Origin of the sequence: Bradyrhizobium sp. HKCCYLS20291 (assembly GCF_051167715.1) — a bacterium.
Taxonomy (GTDB): Bacteria; Pseudomonadota; Alphaproteobacteria; order Rhizobiales; family Xanthobacteraceae; genus Bradyrhizobium.
Window position 1 is genome coordinate 20828 of record NZ_JBNPTO010000007.1, and the last position, 25347, is coordinate 46174.

At 65.8% G+C, this 25347-nt stretch carries 23 protein-coding genes and 1 tRNA gene; 10 read left to right on the forward strand and 14 right to left on the reverse strand.

The window, feature by feature from the left end:
• The first annotated feature begins 103 nt into the window (after positions 1–103).
• From ACQR07_RS17150 to ACQR07_RS17170, 5 genes are all read left to right on the forward strand, one after another.
• Positions 104–2002 carry a potassium transporter Kup gene (locus tag ACQR07_RS17150; RefSeq protein ID WP_434903418.1) on the forward strand — a complete coding sequence of 633 codons (1899 nt, stop codon included), beginning with the start codon at positions 104–106 and terminating at the stop codon, positions 2000–2002.
• A gap of 156 nt (positions 2003–2158) precedes the next feature.
• Positions 2159–4081 carry a potassium transporter Kup gene (locus ACQR07_RS17155; RefSeq protein ID WP_434903419.1) on the forward strand — a complete coding sequence of 641 codons (1923 nt, stop codon included), beginning with the start codon at positions 2159–2161 and terminating at the stop codon, positions 4079–4081.
• Positions 4082–4190: 109 nt separating this feature from the next.
• Positions 4191–4520 (forward strand): rhodanese-like domain-containing protein, encoded by a 330-nt coding sequence (locus ACQR07_RS17160; protein ID WP_434903420.1) that lies wholly within the window; start codon positions 4191–4193, stop codon positions 4518–4520.
• 9 nt (positions 4521–4529) lie between these two features.
• A complete protein-coding gene (locus ACQR07_RS17165) occupies positions 4530–5693 on the forward strand; it encodes an aminotransferase (RefSeq protein WP_434903421.1) in 1164 nt (387 codons plus the stop codon).
• Positions 5694–5705: 12 nt separating this feature from the next.
• Positions 5706–6812: a polyamine ABC transporter substrate-binding protein gene (locus tag ACQR07_RS17170; RefSeq protein WP_434903422.1), complete on the forward strand. Its 1107-nt coding sequence runs from the start codon at positions 5706–5708 to the stop codon at positions 6810–6812.
• A gap of 103 nt (positions 6813–6915) precedes the next feature.
• Here the strand turns inward: ACQR07_RS17170 and ACQR07_RS17175 are convergent, their stop codons facing one another.
• From ACQR07_RS17175 to ACQR07_RS17205, 7 genes are all read right to left on the reverse strand, one after another.
• A complete protein-coding gene (locus ACQR07_RS17175; RefSeq protein WP_434903423.1) occupies positions 6916–7293 on the reverse strand; it encodes a VOC family protein in 378 nt (125 codons plus the stop codon).
• A gap of 156 nt (positions 7294–7449) precedes the next feature.
• Positions 7450–8382 (reverse strand): lipid A biosynthesis lauroyl acyltransferase, encoded by a 933-nt coding sequence (locus ACQR07_RS17180; protein WP_434903424.1) that lies wholly within the window; start codon positions 8380–8382, stop codon positions 7450–7452.
• Between the two features lie 16 nt (positions 8383–8398).
• Positions 8399–9673 (reverse strand): beta-ketoacyl-ACP synthase, encoded by a 1275-nt coding sequence (locus ACQR07_RS17185; RefSeq protein ID WP_434903425.1) that lies wholly within the window; start codon positions 9671–9673, stop codon positions 8399–8401.
• 39 nt (positions 9674–9712) lie between these two features.
• The gene (locus tag ACQR07_RS17190) at positions 9713–10915 is read right to left on the reverse strand and encodes a beta-ketoacyl-ACP synthase (RefSeq protein ID WP_434903426.1); all 1203 of its coding nucleotides are present in this window, start codon (positions 10913–10915) and stop codon (positions 9713–9715) included.
• Positions 10912–11382, reverse strand: coding sequence for a 3-hydroxyacyl-ACP dehydratase FabZ family protein (locus tag ACQR07_RS17195; protein WP_434864537.1), 471 nt, complete (start codon positions 11380–11382; stop codon positions 10912–10914). The genes ACQR07_RS17190 and ACQR07_RS17195 overlap by 4 nt, the downstream gene beginning before the upstream one ends.
• 9 nt (positions 11383–11391) lie before the next feature.
• On the reverse strand, positions 11392–11673 hold the full coding sequence (locus ACQR07_RS17200; RefSeq protein WP_006609130.1) for an acyl carrier protein: 282 nt from the start codon (positions 11671–11673) through the stop codon (positions 11392–11394).
• 216 nt (positions 11674–11889) lie between these two features.
• Positions 11890–12240 carry a hypothetical protein gene (locus tag ACQR07_RS17205; RefSeq protein WP_434903427.1) on the reverse strand — a complete coding sequence of 117 codons (351 nt, stop codon included), beginning with the start codon at positions 12238–12240 and terminating at the stop codon, positions 11890–11892.
• A gap of 194 nt (positions 12241–12434) precedes the next feature.
• Between ACQR07_RS17205 and ACQR07_RS17210 the strand changes: the two genes are divergently transcribed.
• On the forward strand, positions 12435–13058 hold the full coding sequence (locus ACQR07_RS17210) for a ParB-like protein (RefSeq protein WP_434903428.1): 624 nt from the start codon (positions 12435–12437) through the stop codon (positions 13056–13058).
• A 5-nt stretch (positions 13059–13063) separates the two neighbouring features.
• Here ACQR07_RS17210 and ACQR07_RS17215 read toward each other — a convergent pair whose 3' ends face one another.
• Complete coding sequence (locus tag ACQR07_RS17215; RefSeq protein ID WP_434903429.1) at positions 13064–13648, reverse strand: peroxidase-related enzyme; 585 nt, start codon at positions 13646–13648, stop codon at positions 13064–13066.
• A gap of 138 nt (positions 13649–13786) precedes the next feature.
• Positions 13787–15559, reverse strand: a complete 1773-nt coding sequence (locus ACQR07_RS17220; protein WP_434903430.1) for an ATP-binding protein — start codon at positions 15557–15559, stop codon at positions 13787–13789.
• A 462-nt stretch (positions 15560–16021) separates the two neighbouring features.
• Here ACQR07_RS17220 and ACQR07_RS17225 point away from each other — a divergent pair, with 462 nt between their 5' ends.
• Entirely contained in the window at positions 16022–16543 is a 522-nt protein-coding gene (locus tag ACQR07_RS17225; RefSeq protein ID WP_434903431.1) for an Hsp20/alpha crystallin family protein, read from the forward strand.
• Between the two features lie 162 nt (positions 16544–16705).
• Positions 16706–17623, forward strand: coding sequence for a 3,4-dihydroxyphenylacetate 2,3-dioxygenase (gene hpaD, locus ACQR07_RS17230; RefSeq protein ID WP_434903432.1), 918 nt, complete (start codon positions 16706–16708; stop codon positions 17621–17623).
• A gap of 12 nt (positions 17624–17635) precedes the next feature.
• Here the strand turns inward: hpaD and ACQR07_RS17235 are convergent, their stop codons facing one another.
• Complete coding sequence (locus ACQR07_RS17235; RefSeq protein WP_434903433.1) at positions 17636–18085, reverse strand: NUDIX hydrolase; 450 nt, start codon at positions 18083–18085, stop codon at positions 17636–17638.
• A 473-nt stretch (positions 18086–18558) separates the two neighbouring features.
• On the opposite strand from ACQR07_RS17235, the gene ACQR07_RS17240 reads away from it, so the two are divergent.
• Entirely contained in the window at positions 18559–19068 is a 510-nt protein-coding gene (locus tag ACQR07_RS17240) for a hypothetical protein (protein ID WP_434903434.1), read from the forward strand.
• 45 nt (positions 19069–19113) lie between these two features.
• On the opposite strand, the gene ACQR07_RS17245 is transcribed toward ACQR07_RS17240, so the two are convergent.
• The 4 genes from ACQR07_RS17245 to ACQR07_RS17260 form a co-directional block, all read right to left on the reverse strand.
• Complete coding sequence (locus tag ACQR07_RS17245) at positions 19114–19272, reverse strand: hypothetical protein (protein WP_434903435.1); 159 nt, start codon at positions 19270–19272, stop codon at positions 19114–19116.
• 189 nt (positions 19273–19461) lie between these two features.
• Positions 19462–21693, reverse strand: coding sequence for a tetratricopeptide repeat protein (locus ACQR07_RS17250; protein WP_434903436.1), 2232 nt, complete (start codon positions 21691–21693; stop codon positions 19462–19464).
• Between the two features lie 206 nt (positions 21694–21899).
• Positions 21900–21973: transfer RNA gene (locus ACQR07_RS17255), tRNA-Gln, on the reverse strand.
• A gap of 224 nt (positions 21974–22197) precedes the next feature.
• Positions 22198–22905: a TetR/AcrR family transcriptional regulator gene (locus ACQR07_RS17260; RefSeq protein WP_434903437.1), complete on the reverse strand. Its 708-nt coding sequence runs from the start codon at positions 22903–22905 to the stop codon at positions 22198–22200.
• Between the two features lie 157 nt (positions 22906–23062).
• Here ACQR07_RS17260 and ACQR07_RS17265 point away from each other — a divergent pair, with 157 nt between their 5' ends.
• Positions 23063–25339 carry an arylsulfatase gene (locus ACQR07_RS17265; protein WP_434903438.1) on the forward strand — a complete coding sequence of 759 codons (2277 nt, stop codon included), beginning with the start codon at positions 23063–23065 and terminating at the stop codon, positions 25337–25339.
• Positions 25340–25347 lie beyond the last annotated feature (8 nt).

Sequence of the window (25347 nt, forward strand, 5' to 3'; positions counted from 1 at the left end):
GCTGACAGGCCGGGACCCGAGGTCTGCTATGGTAGAGACTTGACCTGCGGCCGGTCTGCGTTCACACGCGCCGGGCCAAACGGGAAAATGCGTTCCAAGCGACATGACGGCCACGGCGACATCGACCGAAGGACAGGAAACCGCGACGGCCTCAGGGTTCTGGGGGCTGACGCTTGGCAGCATCGGCGTCGTTTTCGGCGACATCGGTACCTCGCCCCTCTACGCCTTCCGCGAGGCCGCCACGGGCGCTGCCCAGGGACAGCCGGTGTCGCGCATCATCGTGCTGGGCGTGCTCTCCCTGATCCTCTGGTCGCTGTTCATCGTGGTGACCGCGAAATACGTGCTGCTGCTGCTGCGGGCGGACAACAACGGCGAGGGTGGAACGCTGTCGCTGATGGCGCTCGGCCAGCGCGCGCTGGGCCGCCGCAGTATGTTCCTGATGGCGCTGGGCGTCATCGGTGCCTCGATGTTCATCGGCGATTCGATGATCACGCCGGCGATTTCGGTGCTCTCGGCGGTGGAAGGCCTCAAGCTCGCGGCGCCTGCGCTCGAGCACTACGTGGTACCGCTCACCGTGTTCATCCTGGTTGTGCTGTTTACCGTGCAGAGCAAGGGAACGGCGCGGGTTGCGACGGCGTTCGGGCCGGTGATGGTCGCCTGGTTCGCAAGCCTCGCCGTGATGGGGATCGTTCACATCAGCGACGACCCGTCCGTGCTCGCGGCGATCAATCCCTATTATGCGGTGCAGTTCATGCTGTCGCATGGGACCATCGGCCTGGTCACCCTGGGAGCGGTGTTTCTCGCGGTCACCGGCGGCGAGGCGCTTTACGCCGACCTCGGTCATTTCGGCCGCAAGCCGATTCAGTCGGCGTGGCTGTTCTTCGTGCTTCCGTCGCTGCTGATCAACTATTTCGGGCAGGGCGCGCTGGTGCTGTCCGACCCGGCCGCGATCGAGAACTCGTTCTACCGGATGGTGCCCGAATTGCTGCTGCTGCCGCTGGTGGTGCTGGCGACGGCCGCGACCGTGATCGCGAGCCAGGCGGTGATCACCGGTGCCTATTCGCTGGTCAGCCAGGCGGTGCAGCTCGGCCTGCTGCCGCGCTTCGAGGTCCGCTACACCTCGGAAAGCCACGCCGGGCAGATCTATCTGCCGCGCGTCAACCGGCTGCTGCTGATCGGTGTCATGCTGCTGGTGCTGCTGTTCAGGACCTCCAGCAACCTCGCGTCCGCTTACGGTATCGCGGTGTCGACCACCATGGTGGCCGACGGCATCATGGGCTTCGTGGTGATCTGGAAGCTCTGGAACCTGCGCGCCGCAGTGGCGGCTGCGATCATCGTTCCCTTCGTCGTCGTCGACATGACGTTCTTCGCCGCCAACCTGCTCAAGCTGTTCGAGGGCGCCTGGGTGCCGCTGCTGTTCGGCGCTGCCATGGCGGCCACGATCTGGACCTGGCGTCGCGGCTCGTCAATCCTGATGCTCAAGACTCGCAAGATCGAGGTGCCGCTGGACGACCTGATTGCGAGCTTGGAGAAGCGGCCGCCGCACATCGTGAAGGGGACCGCGGTGTTCCTCACCAGCGATCCGACCTCTGTGCCAACGGCGCTGCTGCATAACCTCAAGCACAACAAGGTGCTGCACGAGCACAACGTCATCCTGACCATCGAGACCGCGCAGACGCCCCGCGTCGACGTCTCGGAGCGGGTGCGCATGGAGAAGATCAGCGAGAAGTTCTCCAAGGTGCGGCTGCGCTTCGGGTTCATGGAGTCGCCCAACGTGCCGCGGGCCCTCGCAGTGGCGCGAAAACTCGGCTGGCAGTTCGACATCATGTCGACGTCGTTCTTCGTCTCGCGGCGCTCGCTGAAGCCGTCGTCCCAGTCGGGTATGCCGGCCTGGCAGGATCACCTGTTCATCGGCCTCAGCCGGTCGGCTAACGATGCGACCGACTATTTCCAGATTCCGACGGGGCGGGTGGTCGAGGTCGGTACTCAGGTAACGATCTGATCGGGGGCTCCACCTCCGCTAAGCTTCAGCTATGTCAAACTGCGGTTCTGGCCTGCAATATCTGCGGGTCTTTATAAGACCCCTACAGCTATAAGCCGCGCGCTCTGCCATTTTGTGCAGTGAAGCATCAACGAGGCCTCGAAGGGCTACCTCCAAATGACAGCTGATGTCGCAGCAACGCCCGCGGAAACGCCGGCGGCCAACGGGCATGGCGATGCCCATTCCACGGCCAGCTTCACCGCGCTGACCCTGGGGAGCATCGGCGTCGTCTATGGCGACATCGGCACCAGCCCGCTCTACGCGCTGCGCGAAGCCGTGATGGCCGCCAGCAGCGGCGGCGAGGCCGCACCGCATGCCGTCCTGGGCGTCGTGTCGCTGATTCTCTGGGCGCTGATCGTCGTGGTGACCCTGAAATACGTCGTCATCCTGCTGCGTGCCGACAACCATGGCGAGGGTGGCACGCTGGCGCTGATGGCGCTGGCCCAGCGCGGGGTGGCCCGCGGCGCCAGCATCATCGTTCTTCTCGGCATCATCTCGGGCGCGCTGTTCTATGGCGACGCGGTGATCACGCCGGCCTTGTCCGTGTTGTCGGCCATCGAGGGTATCAAGCTCGTGACGGCCGCGTTCGACCCCTATGTCGTGCCGCTCACGATCATCATCCTGGTCATGCTGTTTGCGGTCCAGGTCCGCGGCACCGCCAAGGTGGCGGCGTTCTTCGGCCCGATCATGCTGATCTGGTTCGCGGTCATCGGAATCGCGGCATTGCCGCCGATTCTACACCATCCCGAGGTGCTGTGGGCGATCAACCCGCTCAACGCCGTGACCTTCATGCTGCATCACGGCATCATCGGCTTCATCACGCTCGGCGCCGTGTTCCTGGCGGTGACGGGGGCCGAGGCGCTTTATGCCGACCTCGGTCATTTCGGCAAGCGGCCGATCCAGACCGCCTGGCTGTTCGTCGTGCTGCCGTCGCTGGCGCTGAATTATCTCGGTCAGGGCGCGCTGGTGATTGCCGATGCCAAGGCAATCGAGAACCCGTTCTTTCTGATGTTCCCGGAGTGGGCGCTGATCCCGATGGTGGCGCTGGCCACCGTGGCGACCGTCATCGCCAGCCAGGCCGTCATTACCGGCGCCTATTCGCTGACCCGGCAGGCGATCCAGCTCGGCCTGCTGCCGCGCTTCGAGGTCCGCCACACCTCCGAGTCGCATTCCGGCCAGATCTACATTCCGCGCATCAACAAGCTGCTGCTGGTCTCGGTGGTGCTGCTGGTGCTGCTGTTCAAATCCTCCAGCGCGCTGGCGTCCGCCTACGGCATCTCGGTCACCGGGACCATGGTGGTGACGGCGATGATGGGCTTCGTCGTGATCTGGAAGGTCTGGAGGTGGTCGCCATTGGCGGCCGCCGCGTTGATCGCGCCGTTCCTGTTCCTGGACCTGACCTTCCTGTCGGCGAACCTCCTGAAGGTGCTGGAGGGCGGCTGGGTGCCGCTGGCGCTGGGCGGCTTCGTCATGACGCTGATGTACACGTGGCGGCGCGGCAGCCGGCTGCTGTTCGACAAGTCGCGCAAGCTGGAATTCCCGCTCGCCGACCTGGTCGCGATGCTCGAGAAGCGTCCGCCGCAGCGGGTGCCCGGCACGGCCGTGTTTCTGACCTCGGATCCCCTGAGCGCGCCGACCGCGCTGATGCACAGCCTCAAGCACTACAAGGTGCTGCACGAGAAGAACGTCATCCTGACCATCGAGACCGCGCCGACGCCGCGCATCGATCCGTCGGAGCGGGTGCGCCTGGAGCAGATCAGCCCGACCTTCTCCAAGGTCACCCTGCGCTTCGGCTTCATGGAATCACCGAACGTGCCGCGGGCGCTGGCGATCGCGCGCAAGCTCGGCTGGCAGTTCGACATCATGTCGACGTCGTTCTTCCTGTCGCGCCGTGCGCTGAAGCCGGCGGCGCATTCGGGCATGCCGCGTTGGCAGGACCATCTGTTCATCTCCCTGAGCCGGTCCGCCAACGATGCGACCGACTATTTCCAGATCCCGAGCGGACGCGTCGTCGAGGTCGGCACGCAGGTCACGATCTGACCGTGCGGACGGCTGTCGAGAGCTTGCCGAAGCGCTTGATTTTCCCCGCGTCTGGGGCGAGTTTGGCGCCGGTTCGGGGCCTGATACGGCTCCAGTGAAGGCTTGGAGGATGGGCGTGGCTGTTGTGCACGATTTGACCCCGCAGGACGTGGCCAAGGGGATCGCCGAGGGAAAGATCCTTCTGGTCGACGTACGCGAGCCGAACGAAGTTGCTGCGGAAGCCTATCCGGACGGCATTGTTGTTCCGCTGTCGAGCTTCGACCCCAAGCTGATCCCCGATCCCCAAGGCAAGGACGTTGTGTTCGCCTGCCGCTCCGGCAAGCGCTCCGTCACCGCGTCGATGGCCGCGCAGGCGGCCGGCCTGCCGTATGACAAGCATCTGCAAGGCGGGATGCTCGGCTGGAAAGCGGCCGGCCTGCCGATCAAGTCCGGCGGCTGACAGGGCATCATGATCTCGCAGAACAAGGTCTTCGCCGATCTGCCCGTCACGATCTTCGAGCAGATGTCGCAGCTCGCGCGCGACAACAACGCGATCAATCTGGGGCAGGGCTTTCCCGACGATCCCGGCCCCGAGGACATCCGCCGCGCCGCGGCCGATGCGGTGCTGAACGGCTACAATCAGTATCCCTCGATGATGGGCCTGCCGGAGCTGCGCCAGGCGATCGCAGCGCACTACAAGCATTGGCACAGACTCGATCTCGACCCGATGAGCGAGGTGATGGTCACCTCAGGCGGCACCGAGGCGCTGACCTCGGCGATCCTGTCGGTGGTCGAGCCGGGCGACGAGGTGATCTGCTTCCAGCCGGTCTATGATTCCTACCTGCCGATCATCCGCCAAGCCGGCGGCATTCCAAAATTGCTGCGCCTGGAGCCGCCGCATTGGCGGCTGTCGGAGGAGATGCTGCGGCAGGCGTTCTCGCCGAAGACCAAGGCGGTGCTGTTCAACAACCCGCTCAACCCCGCGGCCGTGGTTTATCCGCGCGAAGACCTCGAGCTGCTGGCGCGCTTCTGCCAGGAGTTCGATTCGGTCGCAATCTGCGACGAGGTCTGGGAGCACGTCGTGTTCGACGGCCGCGAGCACATTCCGCTGATCACCATTTCCGGCATGCGCGACCGCACCATCAAGGTCGGCTCTGCCGGCAAGATCTTCTCGCTGACCGGCTGGAAGATCGGCTTCGTCTGCGCCGCGCCGCAGCTGCTGCGGGTCGCCGCCAAGGTGCATCAGTTCCTGACCTTCACGACCGCGCCGAACCTGCAGATGGCCGTCGCCTATGGGCTCGGCAAGTCCGACGACTATTTCGTCGACATGCGCGCCGAGCTGGCGCGCAGCCGCGACCGGCTCACTGCCGGGCTCGAACGTCTCGGCTTTCCCGTCCTGAAGGCACAGGGAACCTATTTCCTCACCGTGGACCTGTCGCCGCTCGGTCTCAACGAAACCGACGAGCAGTTCTGCCGGCGCATCGTCCACGACTACAAGGTGGCGGCGATCCCGGTGTCGGCCTTCTATGAGAAGGACCCGGTGACATCAGTGGTCCGGTTCTGCTTCGCCAAGAAGGATGCGACCCTCGATACGGCGCTGGAGCGCCTGTCCGACGCCATTCATCGACGCTAGGAGACGAGCTCCATGATGCGCGGCTGTATTCGTTCGGCTGTGGCGCTGGCCGCCGCGGTGCTGACGCTTTCGGCGTCGGCTGGCCGGGCTGAAGAGCGCGTCGTGAACTTCTACAACTGGTCGAACTACATGGCGCCCGGTGTCCTTGACGACTTCACCAAGGAAACCGGCATCAAGGTCGTCTACGACACCTTCGACGCCAACGAGACCCTGGAGACGCGGCTGCTCGCCGGCAAGTCCGGCTATGACGTCGTGGTGCCGACCGCGTACTTCCTGCAGCGCCAGATCAAGGCCAGGATCTTCCAGCCGCTGGACAAGGCGAAGCTGCCGAACCTCGCCAATGCCTGGCCCGTCGTGACCGAGCGTCTCGCCATCTACGATCCCGGCAACCAGTTTGCCGCCAACTACATGTGGGGCACGACGGGCATCGGCTACAACGTCAAGGCCATCGAGAAGGTCCTGGGCGCTGGCGCGCGGGTCGACAGCTGGGACATGGTGTTCAAGCCGGAGAACCTCGCCAAATTCAAGGATTGCGGCGTCCACATGCTGGACTCCGCCGACGACATCTTCCCGGCGGCACTGAACTATCTCGGCCTCGATCCCAACTCGACCAAGCAGGCAGACCTGGAGAAGGCCGCCGAGGTGGTCGGCAAGGTCGCACCCTCCGTGCGCAAGTTTCATTCCTCGGAATATCTGAGCGCGCTCGCCACCGGCGAGATCTGCCTCGTCGTCGGCTGGTCCGGCGACATCATGCAGGCGCGCAGCCGCGCCGAGGAAGCCAAGAACGGCATCGAGATTGGCTACGCGATCCCGAAAGAGGGCGCGCAGATGTTCTTCGACAATCTCGCCATCCCCGCCGATGCGCCGCACGCAGCCGAGGCGTATGCGCTGATCAACTACCTCTATCGCCCCGAGGTCGCCGCCAAGAACTCCGACTTCCTATCCTATGCCAACGGCAACCTGGCCAGCCAGAAGCTGATCGACCCGAAGATCCTCGGCGACAAGAACGTCTACCCGGACGACGCGACGCTGAAGAAGCTGTTCGTCATCACCGCCCGCGAGCCGGCGACACAGCGGATCATCAACCGGCTCTGGACGAAGGTGAAGACGGGGCGCTAGTTCGCACTGCCGTCATTGCGAGCGACGCGAAGCAATCCAGGGCCGACACCGAGATCCTGGATTGCTTCGTCGCGTTGCTCCTCGCAATGACGTCAGCGAGAGCTCACGCCAGCCGGTGCATGGCGCACAGCTTGTTGCCGTCGAGGTCGCGCAGGTAGGCGAGATACAGCTTGCCGGCCGAGCCCTCGCGGATGCCGGGCGGGTTTTCGCAGGTGGTGCCGCCGGCTTCGAGGCCCGCCGCATGCCAGGCGTCGGCTTGTTCCGAAGAGGTGCAAGCGAAACCGATCGTGCCGCCGTTGGCCGGCGTTGCCGGCTGGCCGTTGATCGGCTTCGACACGGAGAAGATACCGGTCGGCGTGATGTAGAAGATGCGGTGGCCGTCGACGCGGGCCGGTCTCACGCCGAGCGTGCCGAGCAGCTTGTCGTAGAAGGCCTTGGCCTTGTCGAGGTCGTTGGTGCCGATCATCACATGCGAAAACATTCGCGCTCATCCTCCCTGACGCTTCCGAACAGCTTGTCGGATACGGCGCCAAGGTAGCGAGCGCCGGCAGAAGAGGTAAGTATTTTCTTCGAATAGCCCGCCAGCGGAAAATGATACTGCAGTTTTGCTTCCCTGTAGCGGAATTTACTGCGCCGACTACCGCCAGCGCCGGTGCAGCCAGAGCCATTGCTCCGGATATTCGCGCACCCAGCTTTCCACCACGTCGGTGACCGCCTGCGTCGTACCCTGGATGTCGATCTGGCCATCGGCCGTCCGCACCGGCTTTACCTCCTCCGACAGCTCGGCGCGGAAGCGGTTGCCGGGGAGGCGGATGATGCGCACGCCATGCACGGGGCATTCGACCTGGCGTAGGAGGCGCGCCAGCATCGGATTAGCCCGTGTCTTGCGGCCGAAGAACGTCACCTCGACGCCGCCGGTCAGGTACTGATCGACCAGCATTGCGACGTGCTGGCCGGCCCTCAGCGCCTCGGCGAGCCGCAGCGGAGCGTCGCGGCCGGCGGGCACCAGCGTGCCCATCTTGACCTGCCGCATCTCCTGGATGATGCGGTCGGCGGCGGCGATGTTGGGCCGGCGGTACAGGATCGCGGTGTCGAGCTTGTGGGCGACCGCCGCAAGCGCCGGCATCTCCCAATTGGCGAGGTGGCTGGCGAAGATCAGCGCCGGCTTGCCGTCGAGGCGGAGCTGATGAAACAGCTCGTGTGTCCGCGGTGTCAGCTCGATCCGGCTGCGCTCGGGATGCTCCTCGTCATAGTCCCAGATCTTGTCGAGATGGGCGAACTCGGCGCCGACGCGGCCGAGATTGTCCCACACACCGGCGAGGATCCGCTCGATCTCCTCCGGCGACTTCTCCGGGAAGGCCTTGGTGAGATTATCGCGGCCGATGCGCTGCTCGCGCAGCTTGGGGCCGATCCACTGCGCGATGTGCGCGAAGCGGTCGGCCGTCTTCTGCGGATCGAAATAGCGCGTCGTCTTGAGCATCCCGACCGTGAGCGCGCCGACGGCCGAGGACCCAAGCGACTTCACCTTCTGACGGATGACGAGCTTGGTCCGGAGGGGAATGAGACTCATCGATGCGACAGGCGGATCAGGCCGGTTCGCGGGTCAGGATCAGCGAGGCGTTCTGGCCGCCGAAGCCGAACGAGTTCGACATCACGGCAGTCACGCGCGCCTCGCGGGCGGTGTTGCCGACCACGTCGAACAGGATCGCTGGATCCGGAATGTCGTAGTTGATGGTCGGCGGGATCAGCTGATGCTCCAGCGTCAGCAACGAGATGATCGCCTCGACCGCGCCGGCCGCGGAGATGGTGTGGCCGACCATCGACTTGTTGGACGACACAGGGATCTTGCTCGCGCGCTCGCCGAACACGGCAGACACGCCGACATACTCCATCTTGTCGTTCTCCGGCGTCGCGGTGCCGTGGGCGTTGATGTGGTCGATCTGCTCCGGTGCCATGCCGGCGTCGGCCAGCGCCTTGCGGATGCAGCCGATGATCGGCTTGCCGTCGGGCGAGGAGCGGGTGCGGTGGAAGGAATCGGTCAGTTCGCCGCAGCCGGCGACGACGCCGAGGATTTTTGCGCCGCGCGCGATCGCCGCGTCGTAGCTCTCCAGCACCAGCGCGCCGGCACCTTCGGCCATGACAAAACCGTCGCGGTTCTTGGAGAACGGCTTGGAGGCGGCCTGCGGCGGATCGTTCTGCGTCGACAGCGCCGACAGCAGCGAAAACCGAACGAGGCCTTCCGGGTTCACCGAGCCTTCGGTGGCCGCGCACAGCGCGACATCGGTCTCGCCGCGCCGGATCGCCTCGACGCCGAGCTGGATCGCGGTCGCACCGGAGGCGCAGGCGGTCGACAGCGAGATCGGCGAGCCCTTGGTGCCGAACGTGTCGGACAGCGAATCCGCGACCGAGCCGAACAGGAAGCGGTGGTGATAGTTGACGAACTTGCCGCCGCCGCAGACCTTCAGGAGATCATCATAGCTGAAGTTCGTCCCGCCGACCTCATGGGCGAGCTCGAGCCGCTGCGGCCACTCGATCTCGACCGGCGCGACGGCCAGGAACAGCGGGCCCGGGAAATCGCCCTTGAAGCCGATCCCGGCCTGCGCGATCGCTTCCTCGACGGCCATGTGGCCGAGCCGCTCGGACAGTCCCGTCGACGTGAACGGCGCCACGGGCACGAAGTCGACCGTGCCGGCCATCGTCGTCTTCAAGCCGTCGATCGGGAAGCGCGTGATGGTGCGAATGCCGGACTCGCCAGCCACCAGCTTGCTCCAATTGTCCGACTTGCCGGCCCCGAGCGAAGTGACGATGCCCATGCCCGTCACGACCACGATGGGGCGTCCAAACTTGTCGCGTACACTCATGATGTCCCCCGTCGCGTCGTCTCTAGCCGCGCGCCGCGTTCACTTGACAGCTTCGACCAAGGCCATGCCTTCGCCGCGGTAATGGCCGGCGCCGACCACCACGATCTGGGTCGGAGCCTCCTTCATCTCGCTCTCGACACCCGAAGTGTCACCGGGCGCGAACAGTGCGCCGCGAGAAATCGAGAGCGCGGCAAGTGCAAGATCGAGCGCGAAATGCGCCTCCATCGTATGACCGAAGCGGGTGCCGCTCGACCGGACGGCGAACGACTTGTGGTGATCGAGGAAGGCGCGCTCCTCTGATGTCACGGGTTCGGCCCCGGTGGCCCCGGTGATGATGGCGCCCGGCGCCTCGTGAACGTCGAGTGCCGACCACAGCCGGTCCAGCGTCCCGGTCACGGCGCCTGCCTCCTTGCGGCGGGCGCGGTCGGCGACGACCTTGCTCAGCCGCGCCAGCGGCTTGGCGCCGCGCGCCTCCGCATGCGGCCTGGATTCCAGCACCAGAAACGCGCCGGCCGATCCCAGCGCGAAGCCCGGATGGTCCTGGCGCGCCCACACTGGCTTGAACTGGTTCTTCAGATTATAGTCGCCGAACTCGTAGAGCACGAGCAGGTCCTTGCGCTCGCCATTGTGCGAGCCGCCGACCAGCGCAATGTCGCTCTGGCGGCCGGCGATGCGCGCCAGCGCGATCTTGAAAGCGTCGACGCCGGCGACCTCTTCGCCCATGAAGGTGCGCGACGTGCCGCAGACGCCGTGCGAGATCGCAATGTTGCCGGCGAGCAGATTGGACAGTTGCGCCAGGAACAGCGTCGGGCGCAGGTCGCTCATCAGCCGGTCGTTGAGGAAGCCCGGCGTGCAGTTGCCCTGCGCCTCGGCGTTGAGAATGGCGGTGTCGACGGAGATGTCGCGCTCGCCGCCGCCGGCGGCGACGATCATGTCCATCCGGGACAGGATGTCCTTGTTGCCCTTGAGGCCCGCGGAATCCAGCGCAAGCCCGGCGGCATAGGTGCCGATGCGCTGCCACGCCTCCATCTGGCGCTGTTCCTTTTTCGGGATCTGCGCTTCGAGGTTCACCTTCGCCCAGGGATGCACGATGTAGGGCGCGAAGCCCGTCTCGTCGACATTGATCTGGCCGGCGTTGAGGGCTTGCCAGTTCGCATCGAGGCCTTCGCCGAGCGAGGTCGCAAGACCAATGCCGGTGATCCAGACTTCCACGGGCTCGGTCACGGCTGTGGTCTCACTCATCGCTGCAGCGCCTGTTGCGGAAAGCCGATGCGCTTGGCCTCGGCGTCCATGTGTCCGCGCAATTCCGGATTGGGGAAGGGGACGTGGCTGAAGGTCAGGCTCGCGTTCGAGCGCAGCTTGCCGGCGACCTTCACCCGCGCTTCCGTCATTGCGTAGCCGGACCCTTCGTGGATCACGTTGGCTTCCACCGTCAGCACCTCGCCAGGCGTCACGAAGCCGCGCATCTTGGCTTCCTTCACCGCGGCGAGAAACGGCATCCGCTCGAACTTCATGAGGGCCAGCAGGAGCCAGCCCGAGGTCTGTGCCATCGATTCGATCAGCAGCACGCCGGGCATGATCGGATGTCCCGGAAAATGCCCTTCAAAAATCGTGCTCTCGGTGGGAACCCTGGCTTCGACGGTGATTGTCTTCTCGTCCGCCTTGAGGTCGAGAATGCGGTCGATGAGCTTGAAGTATTCGATCTGCATGGCGGGCGCTCAGGCGCCCTTGGCGGCGACCAGCTCGTCGATGCGGGCGCACAGGTTCTTCAGCACGAAATACTGCTCGGTGCTGGCTTTGCCGTCGTTGACTTCCTGCGTCCACTTCTCGAGCGGCAGCTTGATCCCGAAGGCCTTGTCGATCGCAAACGCGATGTCGAGGAAATCGAGGCTGTCGATGCCCAGATCGTCGATGGCGTGGCTATCCGGCGTGATCGTGTCGCGCGGGATGTCGCAGGTTTCAGCGATGATCGTGGCGACCTGATCGAATGTTGAGGACATCACTAAGCCTTTGATATATTGGAGCTAATCCGGATAAGGGCAACGAGAGGACACCGCGCCCCCGAAAGGCGCTGATGCGAGCCCTTTTACCCCCGTCGCCCAGGAGTCGTGTGCCCGTATATCGGAGCGTCGCGGTGAGTTCAATGGAGCCGGGCACGCCGGTTGTGGCGGGATTGTGATGCGCCACCGGCGGTGGCTCCGCCGTGTCGGTGAGGGTCAGGGGGTGTAGGTCTCGGTGATGATGCGGGCGCAATCGCGTCGTCCGGTGAGGAGGCAATCCTGGGTCTTGCGCAGATCGGCGATGCTCACCGCCAGCCAGATGCCGATGGCGGTGAGGGCGATGGTGAAGGCGATGGCGGCGATGTTGGCGAGGATGCGGTGACGGAAGTCGTCGGCCTCCTCGCGCGGCTGCTCGTAGCGGGACAGATCGAGCGCCGCCGGCGGGCGGCGATGCAGAGGCACCGGCGGACCCCCGCCTTCGGTCACGTGCCGCGCCGGACCACTGCGCGGCCGGAACGGCACCACGCGATGCTCTTCCTCCACTGCCATGGGGCGCTGGGTCTTCATGCCTCGACTCCGATGCTCTTTACTTAGCACGCGAGAACAGCCTCCCACAAAGAAACTTTGCCGCTGTTGAGCTGTATCAGACGAGCGTGTCGCCTTGCGGCTGTGTCGTAGCAGCCGCATTTGGTATATCGAGGGAACCCGCGCCGGCGCTAATCCAGCCGGGGATTGCCGCGAAATCCGTTGGAGCCAAACCCATGGCCAATACCCGCGAGCCGCTGCTGCATCCCGTGCCGATCCTGTCGCTGCGCCCGACGCAGATGACCGTCGGAATGCGCGAGGTGAAGGAGAAGCGCGAGCGCTGGCGCGCGCACAAAAAGACGAAACAGGCCGAGCTGCTCGGCAAGCACATGATCCCGGTCGTGCTCGGCCCGGACCAGCGGCACTACGTGGTGGACCACCATCACCTCGCCCGTGCGCTTCACGACGAGGGCGTCAAGGACGTGCTCGTCAGCGTGATCGGCGACCTCACGATGGTCGATCGCGAGGCGTTCTGGGGCGTGATGGACAACAAGCGCTGGGTCTATCCTTACGATGCCAAGGGCGAGCGGCGGCATTTCAAGGACCTGCCGAAGACGGTCGCGGATCTGAAGGACGATCCGTTCCGCAGCCTGGCCGGCGAGCTGCGCCGCGCCGGCGGCTTCGCCAAGGACACCACGCCGTTCAGCGAGTTCCTGTGGGCCGATTTCCTGCGCCGCAAGGTCAAGCGCAAGACGGTCGAGGATCGCTTCGGCGTTGCCATGGAGCACGCGCTGGCGCTCGCCAAGAGCCATGACGCCGTCTACCTGCCCGGCTGGTGCGGGCCGGCGTCGGACGACTGATCCGCTTACTTCGCCTTCGGCAGCCGTCCCATCAAGTAGAACTCGTCATTGGGGCGCATGCCGGTGACATTGGCCATCCGGTTCGACAGCGCGAAGAACGCCGCGATGGCGGTGATGTCCCAGATGTCGTCGTCGCTGAAGCCGTGGCCGGCCAGCGCCTTGAAGTCGGCGTCGCCGACGGTCTGCGCCTCCAGCGCCACCTTCATCGCGAAGTCGAGCATTGCGCGCTGTCGCGGCGTGATGTCGGCCTTGCGGTAGTTGATCGCGATCTGGTCGGCGATGACGGGATTCTTGGCGCGGATGCGCAGGATCGCGCCATGCGCGATGACGCAATACTGGCACTGGTTGGCGCTGGATGTCGCCACCACGATCATTTCGCGCTCGGCCTTGGTCAGCCCGCCGTCCTTTTCCATCAGCGCGTCGTGGTAGGCGAAGAACGCGCGGAACTCGTCGGGGCGGTGCGCCAGGGTCAGGAACACGTTGGGCACGAAGCCGCTCTTCTCCTGCACACCGAGCAGGCGCGTGCGAATGTCGTCCGGCAGCGCGTCGATGGCGGGGACGGGGAAGCGGCTGATGGCGGGCTGGGTCATGGCAACGGGTCCGGCTGGCGTCTCGGGGACGCGAACCTTAGTCGATCGGAGAGGGCGCGCAACCTGTCAGGCGCAGTTCGGTGCCCGAGCGCGGCGGACCGTCCGCCTCGAGCTCGAAGCGCCGGCAGACGGAGCTGCTCAGCGCAGCGGCTTCTTCAGCAGCGAGAAGCGGTCGGGGTCGAGACCCAGCGACGGCTGCAGCATGGGCGCATCCAGCGAGGCGGAGAGGCTCGGACGTTCGCCGAGGCTGGGACGGTCGCCGAGGCTGCCGACGCCGCCGTCGCCGCCCGAGTTGTCCCGGCTCGAGGTGGCACCGCGCCAGCGTTCCAGCACCGCGCTGACGAAATGCATGTCGTGTCCGGCATTGACCGAGCGCACGGTGGCGATCGTGGCCTCGCTGCGCGGCAGCTGATGCAGCGGCACCTCCTTGAAGCGCAGCCGGGTCGGCAGCGCGACGCCTTCACCGAACGCCAGCACCTCGCGGGTGCCGAGCGAGGGGACGAAGGAGAGCAGGTTGGCGGCGGCGTCCGACACTGCCGAGCGCAGCAGCGACTGGTCGCGCTCGTTGGCGAGGCGCATCGTGAACAGCGTGTTGCACTGGGAGATGATGGTGGCGTCGAGTTCGGCCGGCCGCTGCGTGACGAGGCCGAGATAGACGCCGTATTTGCGGCCTTCCTTGGCGATGCGCGAGATCGCCTTGCGGGTCGGGCCGAAGCCGATCGAGCGGTCGGCGGAGGCGTAGCGGTGCGCTTCCTCGCAGACGAACAGCAGCGGCGAGACGCCGTCGCTCCACAAGCCGAAATCGAACGCCATGCGGCACACGACCGAGACCACGGAATCGACCACCTCGGCCGGGAAGCCGGCGAGCTGCATCACCGTCATCGGCCGGCCGTTGGCGGGCAGGCGGAACAGATGGCTGATGACCTCGGCCATGGTGTCGCCGCCGACATTGGCGTTGTCGAACATGAAGGCGTAGCGCGGGTCGTTGCGCACCGTCTCGATGCGCGAGATCAGCTTGTGATAGATGATGCGCGAGGAGCGGTTCTCGAGCTTGCCCATGCGCTCGTCGATCAGGTTGATCAGGTCGACGAGGCGGTAGGGAACGGGTGTATCGACGGTGTAGCCGACGGTCTTCGGGTCGATGCGCTTGAGGCCGATGCGCTCGGAGTTCTGGTACTGGGTGTAGATGCCCTTGGCGAGCGGGATCACCTCGGCGAGGATGTCGAGTTCCTCGGGCACGCCGGGACGGCCGCCGAACAGGACGTCGACGATCTCCTCGAAATTGAACAGCCAGAACGGCAGCTTCAGATTGCGCGGGTTCAAGACCAGCGCCTTCTCGCCGAAGCAGCGGCCATATTCGTTGTGGACGTCGAGCAGGAAGATGCGCAGGTTCGGCCGCGCCTTCAGGATCTCGTTGAGCAGCAGCGATACGCCAGTCGATTTGCCGACGCCGGTCGAGCCGAGCACCGCGAAATGCTTGGACAGCATCTCCTCGACATTGACGCAGGCGCGCACGGACGTGTCCTGCTGCAGCGCGCCGATGTCGATGTGGTCGCCAGCGGTCGGCGTGTAGATCGTGCGCAGCTCCTGGCTGGTGATCATGTCGACGGCGTCGCCGATGGTCGGATAGTGGGTGACGCCGCGCTGGAATTTGGGCCGCTCGGCGGGACCGAGGATCTCGCCGAGCAGATCGACCGACGCGGTCGCAACGTATTCCTTGGCCTGGGAGAGGTCTTCGCTGGTGACCTCGGTGATGATCGCGATGATCGTGGCGCTGGGGCAGCGGATGCTGATGAAGCGGCCGACTGTCGCGCGGATGTCGGAGACGGTCATCTGCCTGGTCGGCAGAATGCCGACGCGGGCTTGTGAGCCTCGCACCGAGATCACGCGTCCGAAGGATGTCACGGTCATGAAACCTGTGGTGAATTGTTGAGCTGACACCTTCGCCCGAGGGACTGGAGAATCTGTTAAACGGTTCACAATTGTCGGCGCGGCCTGGCCGCTTTGCGCACGCTGGACGCTAAGCGCGCCGCTCTATGCACGCTTTCTGAAATAGGCGTAAGGCATTGGCGCATAAAGCTTTCTGCATTCTCGCCTAAAGCGTTGCGCAAGCCGCTGCAGGTAACGTCCGGTTTACCATTTCAAGCGCCCGTTCAGCTTTGCGCGCGCATCGAACGAGGGCGGCGCCGACGCCGAGGGCGCGGCGATGCGGCCGCTCCAGGATTTGATCGCGATCAATCTGGAACGCGGGTGCGGCCGGTATATTTCTCACCCCAAGCGCGAGGGAGCGGAGCCCGGCCGGTCTCGTCGAGCGCGATCGCCGCGCCATCCCGCTGCACAGCCGATCCTCGCGTCAAGCAGGAGGATGATGTCATGGCTGAACCCACCAAACTGCCCGTCAACACCGACAAGGCGAATGCCCCTTCCGTGCAAGGATGGCGGCCGTTCGAGAACCTGCGACGCGAGATCGATCGCGTCTTCGAAGACTTCCACAGCGGGATCTGGCGGACGCCGTCGCTGTTCGACCAGTTGCCGAGCCTGGCGCGGGCGCGGTCCTTCGCCGCGGCCCCGGCCGTCGACGTCGCCGAGCACGACAATGCCTACGAGATCTCGGCGGAGCTGCCGGGTCTCGATGAGAAGGCCGTCGAGGTGAAGGTCGCGGGCGGCGTGCTGTCGATCAAGGGCGAGAAGCAGGAGGACAAGGAAGAAAAGGGCAAGGACTACCATGTCCGCGAGCGCAGCTTCGGCGCGTTCGAGCGCTCCTTCCAGATCCCGGATGGCGTCGACACCGACAAGATCGGGGCCGTGTTCAAGCAGGGTGTGCTGAAGGTAACCCTGCCGAAGAAGCCCGAGGTCCAGAAGGCCGCCAAGACGATCGACATCAAGGCGGCCTGATCGCGCGTCGCTGTCCCATGATCATGTGACAGCGGCGGCTTCGATAGGCAAAAGGGCCGCGATTGCGGCCCTTTTTTTCGCTGGGCTGCCCGGCTAATCTGACGGTCAAGCAAGCGGTCGGCGATGCCGGACCGGGGGAACGACGTGAAGGGAGACGAGGCAATGGGCAAGCTCGCATTGGCGGCCAAGATCACGCATGTGCCCTCGATGTATCTCAGCGAGATCGATGGGCCGGCCAAGGGCAAGCGCCAGTCGGCGATCGATGGTCACCTCGAGATCGGGCGGCGCTGCCGCGAGGCCGGCGTCGACACCATCGTCGTGTTCGATACGCATTGGCTGGTCAATGCCGGCTATCACATCAATTGCGCGCCGCATTTCCAGGGGCTCTACACCTCGAACGAACTGCCGCATTTCATCGCCAACATGACCTACGAATACGACGGCAATCCGGAGCTCGGCCATATCCTGGCAAAGGGCGCCAACGACCACGGCGTCGCCACCATGGCGCATGCCGCGACGTCGCTCGCGCTCGAGTACGGCACATTGGTGCCGATGCGCTACATGAACGCTGACCGCCACTTCAAGGTGGTCTCGGTGTCGGCGCTGTGCACCTCGCATTATCTCGCCGACAGCGCCAAGCTCGGCTGGGCGTTCCGCCGCGCCGTCGAGGATCATTACGACGGTACGGTGGCGTTCTTCGCCTCGGGCTCCCTCAGCCACCGTTTCGCGCAGAACGGCACGACCGACGAATATCGCGACAAGATGTTCAGTCCGTTCCTGGAGCGGCTCGACCACGAGGTGATCCAGATGTGGGAGCAGGCCGAGTGGCCCGACTTCTGCGACATGCTGCCGGAATACGCCAGCAAGGGTCACGGCGAGGGCTTCATGCACGACACCGCCATGCTGCTCGGCGCGCTCGGCTGGAACCATTATGACCGCGGTGTCGAGGTCGTGACGCCGTTCTTCCCGTCGTCCGGCACCGGACAGATCAATGCGATCTTTCCGGTCGCGCCGATGCCCAGTGCGATCGACGACATCGGCCGGCCGCGCGCCGCCGCGCTGGCGGGCGGGCGGCTGTAGCACGCCGCTGCCTTACCAGGCGCCCACTCGCTTGAGCAGCTCGACAATGTCTTCGGGAAAGACCTGCTCAGTCGTCGCCGTGAGGTCTGCCGGATGCCACCAGCGCTGGGCCGCGATCGCGGCGCGTTCCAGCTCGGTCCAATGCGTCGATGCAATGTCGGTGCTCGACACCCTGACGAGGAAGTAGCGCTCGTCCGAGCTGACTTGCTCGCCATCGACCATGGTGAAGGCCACCAACCGGCGGGCGATCTGGGACCCGGGATGCTCGATCCGGATGCCGGTTTCCTCGAACATCTCGCGGCAGGCCGCCGCCTCGTAGCTCTCGCCGGGATCGAGCCCGCCGCCCGGCGTCGCCCAGAACTGCTGCCCCTGCAGCGCGCCCGCGATGTGCACGAACTTGAACAGCAGTAGCCGGTCCTCGGGATCGAGCACCAGCAGGCGGGAGGAGGGGCGTTCACGCATGTGACCAAGCTTTCCGCCAGGATCGCTACGCACGGTGTCGGATCGTGCCGCGTCCCGCAATGCCTACGTGCCATCGAATCCCGCACTCCGCATCCGCAACGATCGCGAAGCGCCTCATGACGAGCGCGGGCGCGCAAGAAAATGAATGCGATTTGCCCGGCGGCGCAAGGGCTGTTCCATGATCGCCAGCCCGACGGGCAGACATCGACGAGAAGAGGTGCGGCGGCACATCGAAGCGAAGCGCGTTGGTCGCATCAGCGTGCGCTGGCAACGCTGCGTCCGATCGGCCGGGCACGGCCTCTGCCGGCAGTCCATCCAACGCCTGAGCCTGATCCGCCTGGGCGCGCGCCCCGAGTTTGGCGTTTGGGACGCTTCGCGGGTGGCATGCCGGCATTCTGCAGGTTGAACTTCGAAGCCGCGTCGGCGACCAATTCGGACCTTGGTCAGGATTGAACGCTGTGATGATGCACAAGATGGTCTGTTTGCTCGCCGCGCTGCTCGCGGTCCCCGGCTACGCCTCGGCTCAAGGGGCGGTGCGTGAGGCGTGCAACGTCGCTGTCGACATCACCGATCAGGATCCGCACGGCGCCAATGTGCGGGCCGCTCCTGGCGGCAGTATCGTCGCGGCGCTGAAGAACCCGACCAGCAATGGCTGGATCGTCGTGCATCTGACGGCGCAGCAGGACGACTGGTTCGAGATCGACCGGGCGACGTTGATCGATGTCGACCAGGACCGGGAGAGCGTGATCTTTCAGGGGCGGGGCTTCGTGCACCGAAGCGTCGTCGGCGCGAGCGGGCTGCAGAACGGCGCGGTCATCTACCGCGACCATGACACGGCGAGCCCGAAGCTCGATCCCCATGCGAGCGGCGATCAGGCCGTCGAACTGCTCGGCTGCTCCGGTGCGTTCGCCAAGGTCCGCGTCAAGAAGGGGATCGGCTGGACCCGGCAGCTGTGCACCAACATGGTCACAACCTGCTCCTGAACGCACATTGTCATCGGCTCCGCCGCGCGATGGCTGCACGCGTGATCAGGCCGCACAGCGCGGGCGATGCGACAGCCGCTCGACTTCGCGCCGGCACTCGGCGGCGAACTGGCGCAGCCGCTCGATGGTGAGCATGTCGGTGATGCTCCGCTCGAGCCGTTCGGCTCGCATGATCTGGTCTTCGAGATCCTGCAGCTTGCTCATGTCCCGTCTCCTCGTCCGAACAAGTTGATGCAAATTGCATCGTTCCCGCGGGCTCAGGATCGTGGTGAATGCCGGGTTAAAACTGTGACCGGCCGCACAGCGTAGCGCCGTGGCGGACCAGAGCGGAATGCGGCCGCGGGGGCAATGCCACAGACGTTTCGGCCGGCTGCGCTTCGGCGCCGTGAACGCTCAGGTCCTGATCGTCACCTTCGCGAGATAGTCGTGCCAGAACGTGCGGTAGGCCTGTTCGACATGCTGCGTGTAGAGCGCGCCGTCGCCGGCGGCCGAGTTCAGGATTCTGCTCGGCAACTCGGCGCGCAGCGCGGCGAGCTCGCTGGGCCGGGAACAGAAATCCAGCGCCGTTGCGAGATAGCCGGCATCGTCGTCGGCGACCCAGTCGTCGAGGCCGATCGCCTTGAGGATCGCGCCGCCGGCGCGGGCGGCGGGGCCGCTGCCGAGCTTGGTGACGACGGGCACGCCCATCTGCAGCGACTCCCAGGTCGAGATGCCGCCATTTTGCGGGAACGGATCGAGCGAGATGTCGATGTCGGCGAACATCGCAAGATGCTCCTGGCGCGTCGTCTTTCCTTCACAACGGACGCGCTCAGCGGCAATGCCGTGAGCGACGAAGCGCGCAATCAATCGGTCGCGCAGCAGGGGATCGCTCAGCGAGTGGTTCTTGACGACGATGGTCGAGCCCGGCGTCGCCGCCAGCAGTTGCGACCAGAGCGCGAGGCAGGGCTCGGAAAGCTTGTCGATACGGTTGAACGCGCCGAAGGTGACGTGGCCGTTGCGCAGCATCGGCAGCGGCGATGGCGGAATCGGCGGCGGCGGCTCGATCGTGATCAGCGACGGCAGGTCGTAGATCTTCTCGGCAAACAGATGCCGGACCTCGGCCGGGATCGTCACCGGATCGGCCAGCAGATAATCCATCACGGGCAGGCCCGTGCCGGTGACGCTGCCGACGGCCGAGACCTGGATCGGGGCAGGCTTGCGCGCAAACATCGTGAGCCGGTGGCCCGCGGAATGCCCGGAGAGGTCGACGAGGATGTCGACCTTGTCGTCCCGGATCTGATCGGCGAGCCGGTCGTCGCTCCACAGCGAGGCGTCGACGAAGCGATCGACAAGCGAGCGGCAGAGCTCGGTCTTGGCGTCCTTCATCGGCGAACAGGAATACGCCAGGATCTCGAACTTCGCACGGTCGTGGTGGCGCAAGATCGGCAGGAAGGCAAAGGCCGCCGAATGGTCGCGGAAATCGGACGAGACGTAGCCCACGACGAGCCGCCGGTCCGGGTCGAAGTTTCGCACGCCGAGCGCGCGGCGTTCTATCCGCGATCCGATCGCCTCCCACCAATATCTCCGCGCAGCCTGCAGACGTTCCACCCCGGTATCGGGCAGGAAATCCAGCGCAAAGATCTTCTTGGTGATCGCGTCCTCATGGTTCGGCCGGATCGCCAGCGCGCGGTCGTAATGGTCGATCGCCGCGGCGGTGTCGCCCTGCGCCGCGGCGCAGACGCCGAGCAGGGTCCAGGCGATCTCCGAGTTCGGGTTCTGTGCCAGCACCTTGTTGGTGACCGAGATCGCCAGCGCGATGTTGCCATTGACCAGGGTCATCTCGGCCTTGCCGCAAAGTGCGACTTCCAGCAGCGGTTCGAGGGCGAGCGCGGCGTCGAAATCGGCTTCCGCCTGGTCGAACTTGCCCAACTCCTGATACGCCCGCCCGCGCTGGGCGAGCACGGCGGCCGCCTTCGGATTGATCGCCAGCGCTGCATTCAGCGCGGTCAGCGCGGCGTCGAAATCCCGCAGGTTCATGCTGGCGACGGCCTTGCCGAACAGCGCGGACAGCAACCGCGGCTGCAGCGACAGCGCGCGGTCGAAGTTCTGGCCGGCCTCGGCGTTGCGGCTCGTGAACATCAGCGCCATGCCGCGATTGGCGTAGGCCTCGGCATAATCGGCCTTCAGCGCGATGGCGCGGTCATGCGCCGAAATCGCCTCGTCGAAACGGAACAGGCTCATCAGCGCATTGCCGAGATGCGTGAACGCGGTCGGGAAGTTCGGCTTGAGCGCGATGGCGCGCTCGAAGCGGGCGCGCGCGTCCTCGTGGCGGCCGAGCCGGGACAGCGACACGCCGAGATCGGACTGGGCATCGGCCGAGCGCGGGTCGATCTCGACGGCCCGCGTCAGGAGCAGCACGGCCTGATCGAACCGGCCGCACTCCCGCTCGGACACGCCGAGCAGATGCAGGGCGCTGAAATGCTCCGGCAGGTCCTGCAGGATCTGCCGGCACAGCGCCTGCGCCTCCGGATGCCGGCCCTCGCGATAGGCCTTGATCGCGGCCGGCAACAGCACCTCGGCCTGCTTCTTGGCCCGCTTCTGGTGACGTGCGTTCTGAAAGGCCCGCGAGCCGACGCTGCTTTGCAAGTGCCGTCCTCCTCAGACGCGGTCCGACGCTCGGAATGGTTGTTCCGTTCTCGCCGATTCGCAATGCGCAGAGGTTAACGAGCGCCGAACAGGCGGGAGCACCAGCGGGGTGATGCGGAGGCCGGCGATCAGGCGTGCGTGCCAGACCGGCCGGGATTGAAAGAGGTCACGAGGATGAGGTGCGGGCTGTCACGCCGAGATCAAGCTGGCTGGGGAACCTGGATTCGAACCAAGACAAACAGAGTCAGAGTCTGTTGTGCTACCGTTACACCATTCCCCAAACGGATTGCCGTGCAGTTTCAATGGATTGCTGAACTGTCTGGCACCGTCCTGCGAGCCGCCCGCGACACAGCGCGGCGGCGACGACGCGTCCTTCTACCCGCATGTCCAAGGCTTTGGCAAGCCGCTGGATGACGGATTTCCAACACGGTTTGCCGGTGGCGGCGGCGGGCTTCTGGGCCGGTTGGCGCGGCTGACCGGATCGGCTGACCCAGGACCATCTCGCTAACGCTTGCGGCCAGCCCGCGGCCGTTGCGGCCGGGGCGGAGAACCGACGTGAAGCAGCAGCAGCAGGCATTCGCCGAGCCGGTCGGCGATCTCGTCATCGTCGATCGACAGCGGGCCGGGATCGTTGAGGATGGCGTTGACCAGCGTGCCGAGCACCACCTGCACGCCGAAGGCGACCGTGCGCCGCTCGTCGGCCGTTCCGGAGCGCCGTCGCGCCGGAGCCGGGCCGTGCACCACGGAGAGCAGGACAGTGGTCGCGCGCGCCGAAAGCGCCTGCGCGAGGTCCTTGAACCCGGTCCAGTTGTTGGCCCCGTGCTCGCTCCGCACCAGGGCGGCCCGCAGCACGCCCTTGTGCCGGCGCATCCACAGCACGATGGCGCGAACCAGCAGCCGGCACCGTTCGTCAGAATCGCCTCCGGATGCCGCATCGGCGTGCGGCAGCTTCAGCAACTGCTCGCGGCCGTCGCTCAGGGTCAGCGCGAGCAGGGCGTTGAAATAGGCCTCCTTGCTGTCGAACCGGCTGTAGAAGGCGCCGACCGTGGCGCCAACATGGGCGCAGAGGTCGCTGATCGAGAGCTCCGCCAGGCTGCGCGTGCACAACAGCTCCGCGCCGGCTGCGAACAGCGCCTTCGTCGTCTCACGGCTGCGCTGCTGCCGCGACGGCGTGACGCCGGGCAGGTCGACCTGTGCGCTGCGCTGGGGCATGGCGCGCTCTCCCTCTGGAACCATAATCATAATTATGATTATCATTCGGAGCAAGCGTGCCGGCCCGTCCGGCATGACGCTGCGACCCGATGCAGAGCGAAACAGAGTAGCGCCGGCCGCGATGCGGCGAGGACGCGAGCGACAGGGAGGACGAGCCATGAGCGAGCCAGCCTTCGGCGGCACGATCGGCAGGACGATCGCGAACTCCAAGCCGTGGTGGCCGGCGCCGCCGCAGCCGCCCAAGGGCGCGCCGAACATCCTGATCGTGCTGTTCGACGATGTCGGCTTCTCCGATTTCGGCTGCTACGGCTCGCCGATCCGCACGCCCGCGATCGACGCGCTCGCGGCGCAGGGGCTGCGCTATTCAGGTTTCCACACCACCGCGATGTGCTCGACCACGCGCGCGGCGCTCTTGACCGGCCGCAACCATCATTCGGTCGGCGTCGGCTGCCTCGCCAATTTCGATTCCGGCTATCCCGGCTATCGCGGCAAGATCGCGCGCGAGGCGGGGACCTTGGCCGAGATGCTGCGCGCCCATGCCTATCGCAACTACATGGTCGGCAAGTGGCACGTGACGCCGCTGACCGAGAGCGGCGCGACCGGGCCGTTCGATGGCTGGCCGCTCGGCCGCGGCTTCGACCGCTTCTATGGATTCCTCGATGCCGAGACCGACCAATATGCGCCGGAGCTCGTGCTCGACAACACGCATGTTCCGCCGCCCGGCAGCTACGCCGACGGCTATCACCTGACTGAAGATCTCGTCGACCAGGCGATCCGCTTCATCGCCGATCACGGCGCCGACCGGCCTGAATTGCCGTGGCTGACCTGGCTTGCGCTCGGCGCCTGCCACGCCCCGCATCAGGCGCCGCGCGAGATCATCGAGAGCTACGACCCGGTGTTCGCGCAGGGCTGGGACGCCGAGCGCGAGCAGCGGCTGGCGCGGCAGAAGGCGATGGGGCTGGTGCCGGAGACGACGGACCTGCCGCCGCGCAATGACGGCGTGAAGGCCTGGGAGACGCATTCCGACGATGAGCGGCGCGTCTTCACCCGGCTGCAATCGGCCTTTGCCGGCATGCTCGATCATGCCGATCAGCACCTGGCGCGGCTGCTGGCGTTCCTCGACAAGACCGGCCAGCGCGACAACACGCTGGTCATCGTGATGTCCGACAATGGCGCCAGCCAGGAGGGCGGGCCGCTCGGCTTCGTCAACGCGATGGGGCCGTTCAACTTCAAGCCGGAGCCGATCGCCGAGAAACTCGCGCGCATCGACGACATCGGCGGCCCGGACACGCATTCTAACTTTCCGCACGGCTGGGCGATGGCATCGAACACGCCGCTGCGGCGCTACAAGCAGAACACCCATGGCGGCGGCATCCGAGATCCCTTCATCCTGTCATGGCCGCGGGCGATCGCCGCGCGCGGCGAAGTCCGCCATCAGTTCGTCCATGCCTGCGACCTCGTGCCGACCCTGCTCGACTTGATCGGCATCGCGCCGCCGGCCACGATCGCGGGCGTGCCGCAGATGCCGCTCGAAGGCGTGAGCTTCGCGGCCTCGATCACCGATGCGGCTGCGCCGTCGAAGCCGGCCGCGCAGTATTTCGAGATGTTCGGTCATCGCGGGCTCTGGCACGACGGCTGGAAGGCGGTCGCCTTCCACCCCTCGGGCACGCCGTTCGACAACGACAAATGGGAGCTGTTCCATCTGGCTCAGGATTTCTCCGAGACGCATGATCTCGCCGCCGCCGAGCCGGAGCGGCTCGCCGCGCTGGTGAAGCTGTGGTGGGAGCAGGCCGAGGCGCACCAGGTGCTGCCGCTCGATGACCGCTTCGGTCCGCGCTTCGCCGAGAACGCCGCGCGCTTCCACGGCGCGCGCACGCGCTTCACGTTCCACGCCGGCATGGGCCATGTGCCGACCGACGTCGCGCCCGATGTGCGCAGCCGCGACTACCTGATCGAGGCCCATGTCGAGATCGATGAAGGCACGAGCGGCGTGCTGATCGCCCATGGCGATGCGACGTCAGGCTACAGCCTCTACGTCAAGGACGGCCGTCTCGTGCACGATCTCAACATCGGCGGCCGCCATGAGATCGTCCGCTCGACGCGTCCGGTGCCGGCGGGCGCCCATCGCCTCGGCCTGCGCGTCGAGCGCCTCAGGCGCGAGAGCGAGCCGGCCAAGGGCGCGCGCACTGGCATGAGCCAATACACCTTGCTGATCGATGGCGAGGAGGCCGGTGCGCTGACGACGCAGCTCGCCTTCCACACGCTGATCTCCTGGTCGGGACTCGACATCGGCCACGACCGCGGCAGCCCGGTGTCGGACTACGCGGCGCCGTTCGCCTTCACCGGACGGCTGTCGCACGTCACGGTGATGATGCAGACCGAGCAGAGCCTGGACAATGAGAGCGTGGGCAACGCCGAGATGGCCCGGCAGTAACCCGCAGG

Bases quoted from the DNA above. Each gene is read 5' to 3' on its own strand.
- ACQR07_RS17165 (WP_434903421.1), top strand. From the start codon at position 4,530: ATGATCTCGCAGAACAAGGTCTTCGCCGATCTGCCCGTCACGATCTTC.
- ACQR07_RS17215 (WP_434903429.1), bottom strand. From the start codon at position 13,648: ATGACCCAGCCCGCCATCAGCCGCTTCCCCGTCCCCGCCATCGACGCG.
- ACQR07_RS17195 (WP_434864537.1), bottom strand. From the start codon at position 11,382: ATGCAGATCGAATACTTCAAGCTCATCGACCGCATTCTCGACCTCAAG.
- hpaD (WP_434903432.1), top strand. From the start codon at position 16,706: ATGGGCAAGCTCGCATTGGCGGCCAAGATCACGCATGTGCCCTCGATG.
- ACQR07_RS17210 (WP_434903428.1), top strand. From the start codon at position 12,435: ATGGCCAATACCCGCGAGCCGCTGCTGCATCCCGTGCCGATCCTGTCG.
- ACQR07_RS17235 (WP_434903433.1), bottom strand. From the start codon at position 18,085: ATGCGTGAACGCCCCTCCTCCCGCCTGCTGGTGCTCGATCCCGAGGAC.
- ACQR07_RS17180 (WP_434903424.1), bottom strand. From the start codon at position 8,382: ATGAGTCTCATTCCCCTCCGGACCAAGCTCGTCATCCGTCAGAAGGTG.
- ACQR07_RS17245 (WP_434903435.1), bottom strand. From the start codon at position 19,272: ATGAGCAAGCTGCAGGATCTCGAAGACCAGATCATGCGAGCCGAACGG.
- ACQR07_RS17170 (WP_434903422.1), top strand. From the start codon at position 5,706: ATGATGCGCGGCTGTATTCGTTCGGCTGTGGCGCTGGCCGCCGCGGTG.
- ACQR07_RS17205 (WP_434903427.1), bottom strand. From the start codon at position 12,240: ATGAAGACCCAGCGCCCCATGGCAGTGGAGGAAGAGCATCGCGTGGTG.
- ACQR07_RS17225 (WP_434903431.1), top strand. From the start codon at position 16,022: ATGGCTGAACCCACCAAACTGCCCGTCAACACCGACAAGGCGAATGCC.
- ACQR07_RS17175 (WP_434903423.1), bottom strand. From the start codon at position 7,293: ATGTTTTCGCATGTGATGATCGGCACCAACGACCTCGACAAGGCCAAG.
- ACQR07_RS17185 (WP_434903425.1), bottom strand. From the start codon at position 9,673: ATGAGTGTACGCGACAAGTTTGGACGCCCCATCGTGGTCGTGACGGGC.
- ACQR07_RS17240 (WP_434903434.1), top strand. From the start codon at position 18,559: ATGGTCTGTTTGCTCGCCGCGCTGCTCGCGGTCCCCGGCTACGCCTCG.
- ACQR07_RS17190 (WP_434903426.1), bottom strand. From the start codon at position 10,915: ATGAGTGAGACCACAGCCGTGACCGAGCCCGTGGAAGTCTGGATCACC.
- ACQR07_RS17220 (WP_434903430.1), bottom strand. From the start codon at position 15,559: ATGACCGTGACATCCTTCGGACGCGTGATCTCGGTGCGAGGCTCACAA.
- ACQR07_RS17155 (WP_434903419.1), top strand. From the start codon at position 2,159: ATGACAGCTGATGTCGCAGCAACGCCCGCGGAAACGCCGGCGGCCAAC.
- ACQR07_RS17260 (WP_434903437.1), bottom strand. From the start codon at position 22,905: ATGCCCCAGCGCAGCGCACAGGTCGACCTGCCCGGCGTCACGCCGTCG.
- ACQR07_RS17150 (WP_434903418.1), top strand. From the start codon at position 104: ATGACGGCCACGGCGACATCGACCGAAGGACAGGAAACCGCGACGGCC.
- ACQR07_RS17160 (WP_434903420.1), top strand. From the start codon at position 4,191: ATGGGCGTGGCTGTTGTGCACGATTTGACCCCGCAGGACGTGGCCAAG.
- ACQR07_RS17265 (WP_434903438.1), top strand. From the start codon at position 23,063: ATGAGCGAGCCAGCCTTCGGCGGCACGATCGGCAGGACGATCGCGAAC.
- ACQR07_RS17200 (WP_006609130.1), bottom strand. From the start codon at position 11,673: ATGTCCTCAACATTCGATCAGGTCGCCACGATCATCGCTGAAACCTGC.